General features: G+C 59.8%; 11 protein-coding genes. 7 read left to right on the top strand and 4 right to left on the bottom strand.

Going from position 1 to position 16,454, the window contains the following annotated elements:
• The first annotated feature begins 140 nt into the window (after positions 1–140).
• Positions 141–1,496 (top strand): 8-oxoguanine deaminase, encoded by a 1,356-nt coding sequence (locus BLS87_RS23515; protein WP_074756199.1) that lies wholly within the window; start codon positions 141–143, stop codon positions 1,494–1,496.
• A 41-nt stretch (positions 1,497–1,537) separates the two neighbouring features.
• Here the strand turns inward: BLS87_RS23515 and BLS87_RS23520 are convergent, their stop codons facing one another.
• Entirely contained in the window at positions 1,538–2,629 is a 1,092-nt protein-coding gene (locus BLS87_RS23520) for a calcium:cation antiporter (RefSeq protein ID WP_074756523.1), read from the bottom strand.
• A 406-nt stretch (positions 2,630–3,035) separates the two neighbouring features.
• Between BLS87_RS23520 and BLS87_RS23525 the strand changes: the two genes are divergently transcribed.
• The 3 genes from BLS87_RS23525 (at position 3,036) to BLS87_RS23535 (ending at position 6,275) form a co-directional block, all read left to right on the top strand.
• Positions 3,036–4,133: a BMP family ABC transporter substrate-binding protein gene (locus BLS87_RS23525; RefSeq protein ID WP_074756201.1), complete on the top strand. Its 1,098-nt coding sequence runs from the start codon at positions 3,036–3,038 to the stop codon at positions 4,131–4,133.
• Between the two features lie 140 nt (positions 4,134–4,273).
• Positions 4,274–5,242, top strand: coding sequence for a 2-oxoglutarate and iron-dependent oxygenase domain-containing protein (locus BLS87_RS23530; protein ID WP_074756203.1), 969 nt, complete (start codon positions 4,274–4,276; stop codon positions 5,240–5,242).
• A gap of 79 nt (positions 5,243–5,321) precedes the next feature.
• Positions 5,322–6,275, top strand: a complete 954-nt coding sequence (locus BLS87_RS23535) for an adenosine deaminase (RefSeq protein WP_074756205.1) — start codon at positions 5,322–5,324, stop codon at positions 6,273–6,275.
• 109 nt (positions 6,276–6,384) lie between these two features.
• On the opposite strand, the gene BLS87_RS23540 is transcribed toward BLS87_RS23535, so the two are convergent.
• Both BLS87_RS23540 and BLS87_RS23545 read right to left on the bottom strand, forming a co-directional pair.
• Positions 6,385–7,077, bottom strand: coding sequence for an ArsR/SmtB family transcription factor (locus BLS87_RS23540; protein WP_074756207.1), 693 nt, complete (start codon positions 7,075–7,077; stop codon positions 6,385–6,387).
• Between the two features lie 673 nt (positions 7,078–7,750).
• Positions 7,751–8,959 carry a multidrug effflux MFS transporter gene (locus tag BLS87_RS23545; RefSeq protein WP_074756209.1) on the bottom strand — a complete coding sequence of 403 codons (1,209 nt, stop codon included), beginning with the start codon at positions 8,957–8,959 and terminating at the stop codon, positions 7,751–7,753.
• Between the two features lie 228 nt (positions 8,960–9,187).
• Between BLS87_RS23545 and BLS87_RS23550 the strand changes: the two genes are divergently transcribed.
• Positions 9,188–9,547: a hypothetical protein gene (locus BLS87_RS23550; protein WP_074756211.1), complete on the top strand. Its 360-nt coding sequence runs from the start codon at positions 9,188–9,190 to the stop codon at positions 9,545–9,547.
• 86 nt (positions 9,548–9,633) lie between these two features.
• Positions 9,634–10,131 (top strand): GreA/GreB family elongation factor, encoded by a 498-nt coding sequence (locus BLS87_RS23555; protein WP_074756213.1) that lies wholly within the window; start codon positions 9,634–9,636, stop codon positions 10,129–10,131.
• A 255-nt stretch (positions 10,132–10,386) separates the two neighbouring features.
• On the opposite strand, the gene ettA is transcribed toward BLS87_RS23555, so the two are convergent.
• Positions 10,387–12,051: an energy-dependent translational throttle protein EttA gene (gene ettA, locus BLS87_RS23560; RefSeq protein ID WP_074756215.1), complete on the bottom strand. Its 1,665-nt coding sequence runs from the start codon at positions 12,049–12,051 to the stop codon at positions 10,387–10,389.
• A gap of 397 nt (positions 12,052–12,448) precedes the next feature.
• Between ettA and BLS87_RS23565 the strand changes: the two genes are divergently transcribed.
• The gene (locus BLS87_RS23565) at positions 12,449–16,288 is read left to right on the top strand and encodes a sensor domain-containing protein (RefSeq protein ID WP_425262248.1); all 3,840 of its coding nucleotides are present in this window, start codon (positions 12,449–12,451) and stop codon (positions 16,286–16,288) included.
• Positions 16,289–16,454: the final 166 nt, after the last annotated feature.

The raw sequence follows: 16,454 nt of genomic DNA on the forward strand, positions 1-16,454 counted from the left end.
AATACTTGATCGAAAGGTCAACTCAGCTCTAAACTCCGCACCCTCGCCTCGCGGCTCATTCGAAGCCGCGGCGACCCTGGATCAGCAGACAGGGCAACACTGAGCTGGCGACCTGAACCCACTTTCAGAGGAGCCGGCCAATGCCTGCGATCCGTATCTGGTTGAAAAATCCCCTTGCTGTGTTTACCGCCAACGACCTTGATGCCCGAGGCGGGTTGGTGGTGGAAAACGGTGTCATTGTCGAAATGCTCGCGGCCGGCCAATCGCCTTCTGCGCCGTGCTATCAAACGTTCGATGCCCGTGAACATGTGCTGCTGCCGGGCCTGATCAATACCCATCACCACTTCTATCAAGCCCTGACCCGTGCCTGGGCGCCGGTCGTCAATCAGCCGTTGTTTCCATGGTTGAAAACGCTGTACCCGGTGTGGGCGCGCCTTACTCCAGAAAAGCTGGCGCTGGCCACGAAAGTCGCGCTGACCGAATTGCTGTTGTCGGGCTGCACCACCGCGGCCGATCACCACTACCTGTTCCCGGACGGTCTGGAAAACGCCATCGACGTCCAGGTGCAGAGCGTCCGTGAACTGGGCATGCGCGCGATGCTAACGCGCGGCTCGATGAGTCTGGGCGAAGCCGACGGCGGTTTGCCGCCGCAACAGACCGTGCAGCAAGGACAGGTGATTCTGGACGACAGCCAACGCCTGATCGACACCTATCACGAACGCGGCGACGGCGCGCAAATCCAGATTGCGCTGGCGCCTTGCTCGCCGTTTTCGGTGACCACTGAAATCATGTCCGAGAGCGCAGTGCTGGCCGAAAAGCTCGACGTTCGTCTGCACACGCACTTGGCGGAAACGCTGGATGAAGAGGACTTCTGCCTGCAACGCTTCGGCCTGCGCACCGTGGATTATCTGGACAGCGTCGGGTGGCTCGGACCGCGCACCTGGCTGGCTCACGGCATTCATTTCAACGAGCAGGAGATCGCGCGACTCGGCCAGGCCGGCACCGGGATCTGCCACTGCCCAAGTTCGAACATGCGCCTGGCGTCGGGCATCTGCCCGACACTGGACCTGATCGCAGCCGGCGCGCCGATCGGTTTGGGCGTGGACGGATCGGCCTCCAACGACGCATCGAACATGATGCTGGAAGCCAAGCAGGCGCTGTACCTGCAGCGGTTGCGCTACGGGGCAGAAAAGATCACCCCGCAACTGGCGTTGGGCTGGGCGAGCAAAGGCTCGGCGACCCTGCTGGGCCGCAGCGATATCGGCGAACTGGCAGTCGGGAAACAAGCCGACCTTGCGATGTTCAAGCTGGACGAACTGCGTTTCTCAGGCAGCCATGATCCGCTCTCCGCGCTGTTGCTGTGCGGGGCGGATCGGGCGGATCGCGTGATGATTGGCGGCCAGTGGCGCGTGATCGACGGTCAGGTCGAAGGGCTGGACCTGAAAGGGTTGATCGCAGACCACCGGCAGGCGGCGGCTGAGCTGATCAACGGCTGACGGTGCATCCGGCTTCTGGCGTGCGGCCAGAAGCCAGGCCGTCACAACCCCAGCAACGACAGCATGACGAAGGTCGCGAACAACACGAAGTGAGTCATGCCTTCGATGGCGTTGGTCTCGCCGTCATTCAGGTTGATGGCGCTGACCACCAGCGTGACGAGGATCATCACGGTCTGCACCGGCGTCATCGCCATCTGGAACGGCTGGCCGGTGTACAGCGCCATCGCCTCCATCACCGGCACCGTCAGAATCACCGTCGACAAAGACGCACCCAACGCGATGTTGACCACCGACTGCATGCGGTTTGCCAGTGCGGCTCGCAGGGCCGTAAGAATCTCGGGCGCGGCGGAAATCGCTGCGACCAGAATCGCGGTCATCACCGGCGGCGCGCCGCTGCCTTCAAGACCCAGATCGACCGTCTTCGACATGACCTCCGCCAGCGCACCGATGATCACCACGCCGAACACCAGCGTGCCGATGGACAAGGGCAGGTTCACCGGTTCGCTCGGCTGTTCAGGCTGATCCTTGCGGCGTTTCTTGTCGGGGTAGCTGTAACTGAAGAAGTAACTGTGGGGCCCGACCTGCATGCGTAAAAACAAGCCGTAGAGCAGGACCATCGCGCCAATGGTAAACGCCGAATAGACCTTCCATTTCGACTCCGGAATGAATTCGGGCACGACCATCGACACGGCCATCGCCGTCAGGATCATCACACTGTAGGACCGCGCCGAATCATCGTTATAGGACTGCTCGCCGTGCTTGAGCCCGCCCATTAACGCCGCCAGCCCGAGAATCCCGTTGATGTCGAGCATGACGGCTGAGTAAATCGTGTCGCGCACCAGCGTCGGTGACGGCTCGTTGCTCATCATGATCGCCAGGATGACCACCTCTACCAATACCGCTGACAGGGTCAGGATCATCGTGCCATAGGGGTCGCCGACTTTTTCCGCGAGCAATTCGGCGTGATGCGCCACGCGCATGGAGGCGCAGACGATGAACCCTACCAGCGCGATGCCTGCGATCAGCGCGACGGTGTTGCCGTGCCCCAGTAATTGATGTTCGAACGGGTACGCGAAGCAGGTCGCAATCACCGCCAACAGAAGAAACTTTTCTTGCTTGAGTATCGTGCCCATCGCTGCCTTTTCGCCTCTGCGACCCAGGCCGCACATCCATGAAGGTTTAACTGTTCAAGCGGTTGAGAGTGCTGGTTGTAAATAAAGGTTTCAAGACAGGCCTGATACGGCCTTCTTTTGTGGGAGTGAATGCCTTCGCGAACGCTATTTCAGCCGATAAAGAGGCATCTGCTGTACAGGCCCCTTGTGAATGAATTCGCCCACAGGGGGTTGACCCGTTGCACCGGTTCGTAGCGCCCAGCGCGTTGGACGCACTGTCCGCGAACACACGCCCGCCGCCACCGATCCCGAGATCTCGTTGAATCCCGCCACGCACGCAGACCTGTCTTATTGGTCAGCTTTTTGCATTGGGTCCAACGCCCCGCCCAGACGGCCCGGCCCACAAGACCAAAGGAGCTCGACCTGCATGCTTTCCACCCTTCACTCACGTCGTCCGCTGAAAAAACTGTTGTGCGCCATGGCCGCTGTCGTTGGCCTGAGTTCGAGTCTGCTGGCCGTTGCGGCAGATCCATTGAAAGTCGGATTCGTTTACATCGGGCCGATTGGCGACCACGGCTGGACCTATCAGCATGAGCAGGGCCGTCAGGCGATGGCCAAAGCACTGGGCGACAAGGTGACGACCAGTTTTGTCGAGAACGTACCGGAAGGCGCCGACGCAGAGCGTGTCATCCGCAACATGGCCAAGAGTGGCTACGACCTGGTGTTCACCACCTCGTTCGGCTACATGAACCCAACGCTGAAGGTCGCCAAGCAATTTCCCAAAGTGACTTTTGAACACGCAACGGGCTACAAGCAGGACAAGAACATGGGCACGTACCTGGCCCGCACCTACGAAGGCCGCTATGTGGGTGGTTTCCTCGCAGCCAAGATGACCAAGACCAAAAAAATCGGTTATGTCGCCTCGTTCCCGATTCCAGAGGTTTTGCGTGACATCAACGCGATTCAACTGGCGTTGAATAAATACAACCCTGGCACCGAAATCAAAGTGGTGTGGGTCAACTCCTGGTTCGATCCGGGCAAAGAAGCGGACGCCGCCAACGCGTTGATCGATCAGGGCGCCGACGTGATCTTCCAGCACACCGACAGTCCGGCCCCGATTCAGGCTGCAGAGCGTCGTGGCGTGTACGCCGTGGGGTACGCCTCGGACATGGCGCATTTTGGTCCGAAGGCCGTGCTGACCTCGATCGTCAACAATTGGGGCCCGCATTACATTCAGGCCACGCAATCGGTCATCGACGGCACCTGGAAATCGCAGGATTACTGGGGTGGTCTGAAAGAAGGCACGGTTGAACTGCCGATCAGCGACCTGGTGCCCGCCGACGTAAAAAGCGAAGCGCAGAAGATCATCGCTGACATCGAGAGCGGCGCGTTCCATCCGTTCACCGGCCCGATCAAGGATCAGACGGGGGCAGTGAAGATTCCTGAGGGCAGCATCGCAACCAACGCAGAACTTGCGTCGATGAACTATTACGTGGAAGGGGTGAAGGCGGAGTTGCCGAAGTAAGGCAATCCCTGGTCTCAGCATCTGTGGGAGCGCGCTTGCCTGCGATTTCTTTCTGTCAGTGAACACATCCGCACCTGACACACCGCATCGCGGGCAAGCGCGCTCCTACAGTGAGTGATAGCTGCCTAAACGGAGTACACATGAACCCGCTTCCCGTCATCGACATTTCCCCGCTCTACGCTCAAGACGATCAGGCCTGGCACGTGGTTGCCCGGCGCATCGATGCGGCGTGCCGTGAATGGGGTTTCTTCTACATCAAGGGCCACCCGATCAGCGCCGAACGTATCGAGCACGTGATCGGCAGCGCTCAGCGTTTTTTCGCCCAGCCCCTGAGCGAGAAGCTGAAAATCGACATCACCCAAAGCCAGCATCATCGCGGGTACGGGGCGATTGCCACCGAGCAACTGGACCCTGATCTGCCCAGCGATCTGAAGGAAACCTTCGACATGGGTCTGCATCTGCCTGCCGATCATCCCGACGTGCTGGCGGGCAAGCCGTTGCGCGGACCTAACCGTCACCCTGATCTGCCGGGGTGGCAGGCACTCATGGAACAGCATTACCGAGACATGCAGGCCCTGGCCCTGACGCTGCTAAGGGCCATGACCCCGGCGTTGGGCATCGAACGCGACTTCTTCGATCAACGCTTCGAGCAACCCGTCAGCGTGTTGCGGATGATCCACTACCCGCCCCGTCACACCGCCACCAGCGAACAGCAACAAGGCGCGGGCGCTCACACCGACTACGGCTGCATCACCTTGCTTTACCAGGACGTCGCCGGAGGTCTTCAGGTGCGTGATGTTCGCGGCCAGTGGGTCGATGCGCCGCCCATCGATGGCACCTTCGTGGTCAATCTGGGGGACATGATGGCGCGCTGGAGTAATGATCAGTACGTGTCGACGCCGCACCGGGTCATCAGTCCGCTGGGCGTCGATCGCTATTCGATGCCGTTCTTCGCCGAACCGCATCCCGATACCCGTGTTGAATGCCTGCCCGGCTGCACCGACGAGCACCATCCTCCACTCTACCCACCGACCACGTGCGCCGAGTTTCTGCTGTCACGTTTCGCCGACACCTATGCCTACAGAAGGGAGCAAGACGCGACGGTCTGAACCGTCCGGTCAGGTTTTCACCCAGCCGCCGCGCTCAACTCTGTAGAATGCCCACCATTGCACCTGATGAGAAAAGCACATGTACGACTGGTTGAATGCCCTGCCCAAGGCTGAATTACACCTGCATCTGGAGGGCTCGCTAGAGCCTGAACTGCTGTTCGCCCTGGCCGAACGCAACAAGATTGCCCTGCCCTGGAATGACGTCGACGCCCTGCGCAAGGCATACGCGTTCAACAACCTGCAGGAGTTTCTCGACCTGTACTACCAGGGCGCGGACGTCCTGCGCACCGAGCAGGATTTCTACGACCTGACCTGGGCCTACCTGCAACGCTGCAAGGCCCAGAACGTCATCCACACCGAACCCTTCTTCGATCCGCAGACCCACACCGATCGCGGCATTGCGTTTGAAGTCGTGCTGAACGGCATCGCCGGTGCATTGAAAGACGGCAAGGAGCAACTAGGTGTAGGCAGCGGCCTGATCCTCAGTTTCCTGCGCCACCTGAGCGAAGAAGAGGCCGAGAAAACCCTCGACATGGCCCTGCCGTACCGTGACGCGTTCGTCGCCGTCGGTCTGGACAGTTCTGAAATGGGGCACCCGCCGAGCAAGTTTCAGCGGGTATTCGATCGTGCCCGCAATGAAGGCTTCCTGACCGTTGCGCACGCTGGCGAAGAAGGCCCGCCCGAGTACATCTGGGAAGCACTGGACCTGTTGAAGATCCAGCGCATCGACCATGGCGTGCGCGCGATCGAAGACGAACGCTTGATGCAACGCATCATCGACGAGCAAATTCCGCTCACGGTATGCCCGCTCTCAAACACCAAGCTCTGCGTGTTCGACCACATGAGCCAGCACAACATCCTCGACATGCTCGAGCGTGGGGTGAAGGTCACGGTGAACTCTGATGACCCGGCCTACTTTGGCGGGTACGTGACTGAAAACTTCCAGGCGCTGCACGAGCATCTGGGCATGACCCAGGATCAGGCGAAACGTCTGGCGCAGAACAGCCTCGATGCGCGGTTGATCAAGCCCTGATACCAAGGGCTTGCTACACACCTTCAGCAGCCATGCGGTTTGCCAGCGGTGCGGATGTCAACATCGCCACCCTCGCCAAACCGTGCGGCGCGTATTGCGCCGGCAATCCTCAAGCGGCCGCCGCAATCTTGTTGATTTCACGCTGCCCGTTCGACGACACCTGAAGCGTGCAAGCCTCCTCCGTCGTGCGCAACCAACCCAACTGCATGAACAGTTGCAGTAACCCGGCGCCCAAGGCACCGCCAAGGTGCGGGCTCACCTCGTTGCAATCGGCGCAGGCACACACGGTTTCCCGCTGCCTGTGAGCCAGTGCAGGCACGAAGATTCCGCGTTCGGCAAACCGTGAAATCCCGACGTTCGTCACCTCCAGGCGCTGATCGGACTGTTCGATCCAGCCCGCCCCCAGCATGCGCTGGTACAACTCCGTCCCCAGTTCCCCGCCGAGATGATCGGCGCACACGCTCGCGCGGCGTAATGGCAACGGAGGTAACGGCTGCGCGACACTGCGATTGACCACTTCGGCACTGATCATCGAAGCACTGGCCAGCGCCTGTACTGCCGCGCCGACTTCCGGCGCGGCCAGTCTGAAAAACCGCTTTCGCCCGCGCACTTCCTGCCGGAGCAATCCGCCGGAGGCCAAACGCGCCAGGTGCGCACCCGCCGAGGAGGTCGACAAGCCTGCCAGCAATGCCAACTCGTCGGCCGCTCGCGAGGTCCCGTCCATCAATGCCCACATCATCGCACTGCGCTTGGGATCCGCCAGCAGCGCGGCAATCTGACTGATGCAAGGTGCGTGTTCCATGTCTTCACTCCCTGTTGAAACATTCGTCTACTACGAGGACCGGCTCGCCATGCACGGTATGCCGCCATGATCGTTGCATGGCACACATGATGGCGTTGATCTGCATCACCTCATGGAAACTCTGAACGGCCTGATTCGCCCAGTCGTACAGATTGGCTCAAGCCGTCAGGACAGTTTCAATGTTGCGCCAGTAATGGGATCCACGGTGGGTGCACAGTATAAGCGTTGCATCTACGCAGAGAATTGGCTTCACCAAGTCGGGTGTTGAAGCTTGTCAGCCCCTTAGGTAAAACATCGGGCAAAGGGTCGCATTCCCTCGATGCCGCGACATGCTTCACAAAGCAGCCAGAAACCGCTTCGCACGGGCTTGTCAGTCCTCTTTGGGTAACAGTGGATGATTAATACCGAGGCAAATGCCTACAGCGAATATTCCAAAAACTCTCAAGAAAAAAATCCGCTGATCAAACAGGAACACCGGATTTATCCACTGAAAAAACTGTCCTGATTGTTTCTGCACAAAGCCAATGTAAGAAGATTCTATTTTTCAAGTAGTAAACAACTGTGGCGAAATCCAATTCATTCGCACATCAGAAACACCCGGTGTATGTAACTCCACGCTTATCTGCCTGCTATCAGAAGGGTTCGGCAACGTCATCACGTCGCCGAACGGGCGTCACAGTCGTACATCGACAGGCGGGTTGAGGGCATCGCGTTTCAACTGTGCACGTCGGGTGAGCATGGCCAGACTCACAGCCAGAACGCCACACAAGGTAATGACGGTCGCCATGGGCACGGCAGTGCCGTCATGCAGCACACCGACCAACGCCGCCGCGCCCGCCGCCACACTGAATTGAAGGCATCCCAGCAGCGCCGACGCGCTGCCGGCACGCTTGCCCTGCCCGGCCATCGCGCAAGCCGAGGCATTGGGAATGATGCACCCCAGACTGGCGATGTAGATGAACAGCGGGACCAGCAGCGGCCAGAGCTTTTCGGTGTGCAGCGAGGCGATCCCGAGCAGCACCAGCGCCGCGGCGAGGTAAAGCCAGACCATGCGCGACAACAACCATGCGGGCCCGAAACGGCCGACCAGGCGTGCGTTGACCTGTGCGACCAGGATGAAGCCTGCCGCGTTTGTACCGAACAGCCAGCCGTAGTGCTCGGCCGGGACGCCGTACAGCTTGATGAACACGAATGGAGAACCTGCGATGTAGGAAAACATTCCGGCCATCGCGATGCCGCCGGTCAATGCATGGCCCAGAAAAATCCGGTCCCCGAACAGGCGCCAGTAGGAACCCAATGCGCCGGACAACGGCAGCCGCGGATGACCGGCCGGCATGCTTTCCGGAAGCCCCCACGCAACAGCCGCTGCCGTCATTGCACTGAACAGGGTCAACGTCATGAAAATCGTCTGCCAGCCGTACACATTCACCAGCAGACCGCCGAGCATCGGCGCCAGGATCGGGGCCAGTCCCATCACCAGCATCAGCTGCGAAAACACTTTTGCCGACTCAACGGGGGAACATTTATCACTGACGATGGCCCGCGACAGCACCATGCCGGCGCACCCACCCAACGCCTGAACGAAGCGGGCAGCGATCAGCCACTCCAGAGTCGGCGCGAAGGCGCACGCCAGCGAAGCCAGCGTGAACAAACCCACGCCGAACAACAGCGGCAGGCGTCGGCCAAAACGGTCGGCGATCGGCCCATAAGCCAGTTGCCCGATGCTCAAGCCGAGGAAGTAAGAAGCCAGCGTCAACTGAACGTGTTGTTCATCCGTTGCGAATGCCAGTGCAATGGCCGGAAAACCGGGCAAATAAAAGTCGATGGCCAATGGGCCGAAAGCGCTGAGTGCGCCAAGGATCAGGATCGTTCGCAGGTTCATTCATCTTCCTAAGCAGTTTCGCGCAGCGGGACAGTCTACCAACCCTGAATCTTCGCAGGCCGTCGACAAGAAAATTACTAAAAGTTTTTTCAGGCTACTGAGCCGTCAGGCAGAAATTCGGAACTAATCACGGTATACCGGGCATCGGTTAATGGATTTCTCACAACGCTTTTACACATAACTCACAGATCCGCTTCTAGACTTTTTACATAAGTCGAGGATACGGAAATGAATACGCGTTGGGTTGTGCTGTGGTGCTGCTTGGTTGTCGCCGGATGTCAGTCTACCCACGACCAGTTACTGGCCGAAGGTTACCCGCCGGCATTTGCGGACGGTTTTCAGGATGGTTGCGGGAGTGGTCGGCAGTCCGTGGATATCATGAAAGGGCAATACAAAAAGGACGTGCCGCGCTATTTGCGCGACACGATTTACGCGCAAGGCTGGAGTGACGGTTTCCGCCAGTGCCAGGCCCAACTGGAAAACCGCAATGTTCAGGATCAGGGGCGAGACAGCATCTGGAACGACCGGGACCGCGCCTGGGAGCAACAGAGAACCCAGGACGCCGCCAAGGCTTATCGCTCTCATTGACGCTCACGTCGTTGCGGGACATTTGGCGAAACTTATCGAATGCGATCATGGCCCAACGTTCATGAACGTGAACAGGAGAGCACCTCATGAGTCGGGCCTTCGTCAATGAAGATAACGCTGCCGCGCAGGCAAGCCAGCCAGTCGAGCGACAGGTCAGCGAACAACCGAATTACGTGACGGCACGTGGTCTTGCTCAGTTGCAGGACGATGTCTCGTTATTGCAGGCGCAACACAGCGATGAATCCGCGCGTGGCGAGAACGCCGACAAGCAGCGCCTGGCCGATATCGAACGGGACCTGCGTTACTTCAATCAACGCCTGCAGAGTGCTCAAGTGGTCACGCCTGCCGTGTCCACTGACAAGGTGCAGATCGGCAGTTGGGTGACCTTTGCCGATGAGCAGGACAATCAGCAGCGTGTGCAGTTGGTGGGGGAAGATCAGGCGGATGCGACGAGCCAGTTGATCAACTGGGCATCGCCGCTGGGCAAGGCATTGCTGGGTGGGGAAGTCGGGGATGAGGTCAGCTGGAAACGGCCGGTCGGCGATCAGGTGATTGAAATTGTGCAGATCGAGGGGGATGGTTGATGACCCGCAAGCCCTCGTTGCCGAAGCTTCCAGGTTTTGAGAGATACCCCAAAACGTTCTTGCAGGTCATCTGACATTTCCGTCACCTGACCCACCGCATTCGCTGCCCTCGTAACCTCGGACGTCTCCTACAGGTACCGGGCCTATGCGCAGATCTGGTTCCACCCAATGTGTGAGTTGCGTTCATGCAGCCACTGACGACACGCGCAAAAAAAACGGAGCCCGAGGGCTCCGTTTTCATGACACTCGCCTGATTCAGGCGAGTTTCTTGTGGCGCACGCGATGCGGTTGGGCAGCGGCGTCGCCCAGACGCTTCTTGCGATCGGCTTCGTACTCGGTGTAGTTGCCTTCGAAGAACACGGCTTGCGAGTCGTCTTCGTACGCCAGGATGTGGGTCGCCACGCGGTCCAGGAACCACCGATCGTGGGAGATCACAATGGCGGCGCCCGGGAAGTCCAGCAGGGCTTCTTCCAGGGAACGCAAGGTTTCGACGTCGAGGTCGTTGGACGGTTCGTCGAGCAGCAGGACGTTGCCGCCCTCTTTCAGGGTCAGCGCCAGGTGCAAGCGACCGCGCTCCCCCCCGGAGAGGTCTTTGACGAACTTCTGTTGATCGCCACCCTTGAAGTTGAAACGACCGACGTAGGTGCGCGACGGGATTTCATAGTTGCCGATCTTGATCTGATCGGAGCCATCGGAAATCTGTGCGAACACCGTCTTGCTGCCGTCCAGGTCGTCACGGCTCTGATCGACGCAGGCCAGTTGCACGGTTTCACCGATTTCAATGGAGCCTGAATCGGGTTGTTCCTTGCCCATCAGCATGCGGAACAGGGTCGACTTACCGGCACCGTTACCGCCAATCACGCCGACGATGGCGCCTTTAGGCATCGCGAACGACAGGTTGTCGATCAACACGCGATCGCCGTAACCCTTGGTGACGTTCTTGAATTCGATGACCTTGTCGCCCAGACGTGGGCCAGCCGGGATGTAGATTTCGTTGGTTTCGCTGCGCTTCTGGAATTCCTGCGACTGCATTTCTTCGAAGCGTTGCAGACGGGCCTTGGATTTGGACTGACGCGCTTTGGCGCCTTTGCGCACCCACTCCAGCTCTTCCTTCATGGCCTTTTCGTGAGCCGATTGCTGCTTGGATTCCTGGGCCAGACGATCGGACTTGGCCTCGAGCCAGCCCGAATAGTTGCCCTCGTAAGGAATACCGGCGCCGCGGTCGAGTTCCAGAATCCAGCCGGCGACGTTGTCCAGGAAGTAACGGTCGTGCGTGATCGCGACCACGGTGCCCGGGAAGTCGTGCAGGAAGTGCTCAAGCCATGCAACGGAATCGGCGTCCAGGTGGTTGGTCGGTTCGTCGAGCAGCAGCATGTCGGGCGCCGACAGCAGCAGACGGCACAGGGCCACGCGACGCTTTTCACCACCGGACAGGTGTTCGACCTTGGCGTCCCAGGCTGGCAGACGCAGCGCATCGGCGGCGACTTCCAGTTGACGCTCCAGGTTGTGGCCATCGCTGGCCTGCAGGATGGCTTCCAGCTTGGCCTGTTCGGCGGCCAGCTTGTCGAAGTCGGCATCCGGTTCTGCGTAGGCAGCGTAGACCTCGTCCAGACGCGCCTGGGCGTCCTTGATCACACTGACCGCCTCCTCGACCACTTCACGGACGGTCTTGGTCGGGTCCAGCTGAGGTTCCTGCGGCAGGTAGCCGATGTTCAACTCGGGCATCGGGCGTGCTTCACCATCAAACTCGGTGTCGACACCGGCCATGATTTTCAGCAACGTGGATTTGCCCGAACCGTTAAGGCCGAGTACACCGATCTTGGCGCCCGGGAAGAACGACAGCGAGATGTTTTTCAGGATTTCCCGCTTCGGCGGAACAACTTTGCTCAGCCGATGCATGGTGAAGACGTATTGAGCCATGGAATGAAAACCTGGTTATGACGGTGAATAAAGGCGCGAGCGTTCGGGAGAAACCCGGTGCTCTGTCGCAAAAACAGCTTTTAAATGACCTCGCCACTTGCCGTCGGGCGCATCCGGGCCTTGAATTGATTAAGGCTTGACCAGAATAGCGGCGGCAAAACTTCCGAGCACCGGTCATAAAGCTGGAGCAATGTTTGCAGGCATTGCGTAACGCTTGCAGAAATCGGGTGTCCCGCGCGTGGCGCAAAGCTACCCGAATGCAGTCGACAGGGCAAACCGTGCGGCCCAATGGGGCTGGCACTTAGCCACAAGTCAAGGCATGCTAGCCGCCCTTTGGGCGTCAAGCTTATAGTGCATTTCGCACACGCTGATTCAGTCCAGCAGTCAGGATCACAGTTTGTCCACATCACCCCCCACTCCGCCCTTGCGCTCGTCGAAAAGTGCGACGGCCATGCCTTTTCGAGGCTCGCTCAAAGGCGCACTGGCGGTGCTGGTGCTGCTGATGCTCGTGCTTTTGTTGTGGCAACTGGTTGAACAGTTTCAACAGACGCAAGAGCGTCAGCATCAGCGCAGCGTTGACTACAGCATCCAGCTGGCCGACCGACTGAGCCTGAACATGGCGCTGAGCGCTCAGGTTGCGCTCAACGTTCTGGATGACGCCAAAGGCAGTCCCCAAGCCCTTGAGCAACATACCGCAACACTGGATCGCCTGCGTCAATCGATCCCCTCACTGCGCAGCGTCGCCTGGCTCGACAGCCAATCCAGCGTCATCGCCGACAGCGATCCAGGGCGTCAGGACGCCGGTTTTTTGACTGATCAGCACCAGCGCATTCAAGGCCGCACCTACTATTACGCCGACGCCCCGGACGGGTCGCTGATTTACCTGTTCGTTCGGCAACCGGGCAGCGAAAGCGAAGGCTATTGGGCGATCCGCCTGAACACGTCAGCGCTGAAGTCCCTGACCCGACAAAGCGATCAGGACTATCAGCCAGGCTGGCAACTGGAAAACCGCACGACACGGCATCTCATCTACCGGGGCGAAGCGGCGGACGGCGCATCAGTGGGCAGCGATCCACAGACCGTGCTGCTCGAACCGCTGACCAACAGTGACTGGCAACTGCGGGGCCTGTTCGATGCGAAAAAAGCCCGTCAGGCCTTGGTCGCACCGTTGATAGCAAAATGCTTGATCGCCCTGCTCTGCTCCATCGTGCCGCTGCTGGCGTTGCGTAGCTTGAGACGCCGCCAACAGCAGTTGCATGAAAGCCGTCGTCGTTACAAAGATATCTTCGAAGGCACCGGCGTCGCGCTTTGTGTTCTCGATCTCTCAGGCCTGCCCGAATACCTGAGACAGCTGCAGCTGAGCAGCAGCGAAGAATTGAGCCAGCGCCTGATCCATCATCCCGTCCAGCTCAAAGGCCTGTTACACCAGTTGCACATCACCGAGGTCAATCAGGTCGCCTCAAGCCTGCTGCGTGCCGAATCCGCCGAAAAGGTCTGGCAACAGCTTATCGAGGGCTGCCCCCGGTCGCATACAGGCATTGGTGTGCAGTTGATCAGCGCGGTGCTCGACGGCCTGCCGCAGCTTGAGCTGGAAATCCTGCTGCCCGATGCCGACGGCCACGACCAGCACCTGTGGCTCGTGGTGCGCCTGCCCGAGCAGCCGGAAGACTTCAACGCCGTCATCCTCAGCATCAACGACATCACCAACCGCAAGCAAACCGAGCTGGCGTTGCAGGAGCGTGAAAGCTTCTGGTCGGACGTGGTGCGCACTGTCCCCGACCATCTGTACGTTCAGGACATCACCACGCGGCGCATGATTTACAGCAACCATCATTTGGGGCAAACCCTGGGCTACACCCCGGAAGATCTGCAACAAATGGGGGAATACTTCTGGGAAATACTGCTGCACCCCGAAGACACCGAGTGCTATGAACACATGCGCTTGCCCTGGACCCACCAAAGCGACAGCGGGATGACCGAATGCCAATTGCGCTTTCGCGACCGCCGAGGCCGGTGGCGCCGTTTCGATATTCGCGAGCAGGCACTGGCGCCGGACAAGAACGGTCAGGTCACGCGCATCATCGGTGTCGCCAAGGACATCACCGAGCAGGTCGAGGCCAGTCAGTCGTTGCGTGACAGCGAGCAGCGTTACCGCATGCTGGCAGAAAGCATCAGCGATGTGATCTTCTCCACCGATCAGAAACTGCAACCCAACTATGTCAGCCCGTCGGTCAATGCCGTGCTGGGCTATACCTCTGAGTGGATTCTGCAAAACGGCTGGAACTCGATCATTGCCAACCCGCAACAACTGGCGGCGCTCTACGCCCTGCTGCACCGTATTCGCAGAGGTCTGGGCAAGCCTGACGCCCTGGCGGCGCTGCGCCGTGAAGTGACGACGCAACTGTTCCTGTTCGACTGCCTGCGCGCGGACGGCCGCAAGATCCCCGTTGAGCTGCGTCTGGTGCTGGTGTGGGACGAAGCCGGGACGTTCGAAGGCATCCTCGGGGTCGGTCGTGACATCAGTCAGCAGCGCCGCGCTGAAAAAGACCTGCGCATGGCCGCGACCGTATTCGAACACTCGACCTCCGCGATCCTGATCACCGACCCGGCCGGTTATATCGTCCAGGCCAACGACGCGTTCAGTCGCGTCAGCGGCTATGCCGTCGCGCAAGTGCTGGACCAGTTGCCGATGATGCTGACCGTCGAAGACCAGCAGGAAGCCCACATGGGTTACATCCTCAAGCAACTGCACCAGCGCGGCAGTTGGGAGGGTGAGCTGTGGCTCAAGCGACGCGACGGCGAACATTACCCGGCGTGGGTCGGCATCACGGCCGTGTTCGACGACGAAGGCGACCTGGCCAGCTACGTGTGTTTCTTCAGCGACATCAGCGAGCGCAAGGCCAGCGAACAGCGCATTCACCGGCTGGCCTACTACGACGCCCTGACCCACCTGCCCAACCGCACGCTGTTCCAGGACCGTCTGCACACCGCGTTGCAACATGCCGAGCGTCAGCATGCCTGGGTGGTCTTGATGTTCCTCGATCTGGACCGTTTCAAACCGATCAACGACTCCCTCGGACACGCCGCGGGCGACCGCATGCTCAAGGACATGGCGGCACGCCTGCTGGCGTGTGTGGCCGACGACGATACCGTGGCGCGCATGGGCGGCGACGAATTTACCTTGCTGTTGCAGCCCGGCGCCACGCAACAGGCGGCGCTGACCCGGGCCATTCACGTGGCGGAGCAGATTCTCGCCAGCCTGGTTAAACCGTTTGTGCTGGAAGGCCGTGAGTTCTTCGTGACGGCCAGTATCGGGATCGCGCTGAGCCCGCAGGACGGCAATGAGCTGAGCCAGCTGATGAAGAACGCCGACACGGCGATGTATCACGCCAAGGAGCGCGGCAAGAACAACTTCCAGTTCTATCAGGCCGACATGAACGCCAGCGCCCTGGAGCGTCTGGAACTGGAGAGCGACCTGCGCCACGCCCTCGAGCAGGAAGAGTTCACCTTGTATTACCAGCCGCAGTTCAGCGGTGACGGCAAGCGCCTGACCGGCGCGGAAGCCCTGTTGCGCTGGCGTCACCCCCGTCGCGGACTGGTGCCGCCGGGGGACTTCATCCCGGTACTTGAAGAGCTTGGGCTGGTGGTCGAAGTGGGTGAATGGGTGCTCAAGGAAGCCTGCCAGCAGTTGCGCGAATGGCACAAGGCAAAGGTCCGCGTGCCGAAGGTCTCGGTCAACATTTCCGCGCGGCAGTTCTCCGATGGCCAGTTAGGCATGCGCATCGCCAATATCCTTCAGGAAACCGGCCTGCCGCCTGCCTGCCTGGAACTGGAGCTGACCGAAAGTATCCTGATGCGCGAAGTCAGCGAAGCGATGCAGATCCTGGACGGCCTCAAGCGCCTGGGCCTGAGTATTGCGGTCGACGACTTCGGCACCGGCTATTCCTCGCTGAACTACCTCAAGCAGTTCCCGATCGATGTGCTAAAGATCGACCGCACCTTCGTCGACGGCTTGCCTTCCGGCGAACAGGACGCACAGATCGCCCGTGCAATCATCGCCATGGCCCACAGCCTGAACCTGGCCGTGATCGCAGAGGGCGTGGAAACCCACGAGCAACTGGAATTCCTGCGCGAACACGGCTGCGACGAAGTGCAGGGTTACCTGTTCGGGCGACCGATGCCGGCCTCGCGGTTCGAAGCGCAATTCAGTAACGATGCGCTGTTCATGATTGACTGAATCAGTGCCGCTCCCCTGCAGGAGTGGTCGGAGGGGCGCTCTACCTTGTCCCGCGATCAGCGGGGGACCCTTTGTAAAATCGGTAAATCTGGTATTTCAGATGAATCGGGCATACCGGGTTTGGTACCGGTTCCCGGCACATCGCGGGACAAGCCACGCGCCTGCA

It is taken from the genome of Pseudomonas abietaniphila, from assembly GCF_900100795.1.
Classification (GTDB): Bacteria; Pseudomonadota; Gammaproteobacteria; order Pseudomonadales; family Pseudomonadaceae; genus Aquipseudomonas; species Aquipseudomonas abietaniphila.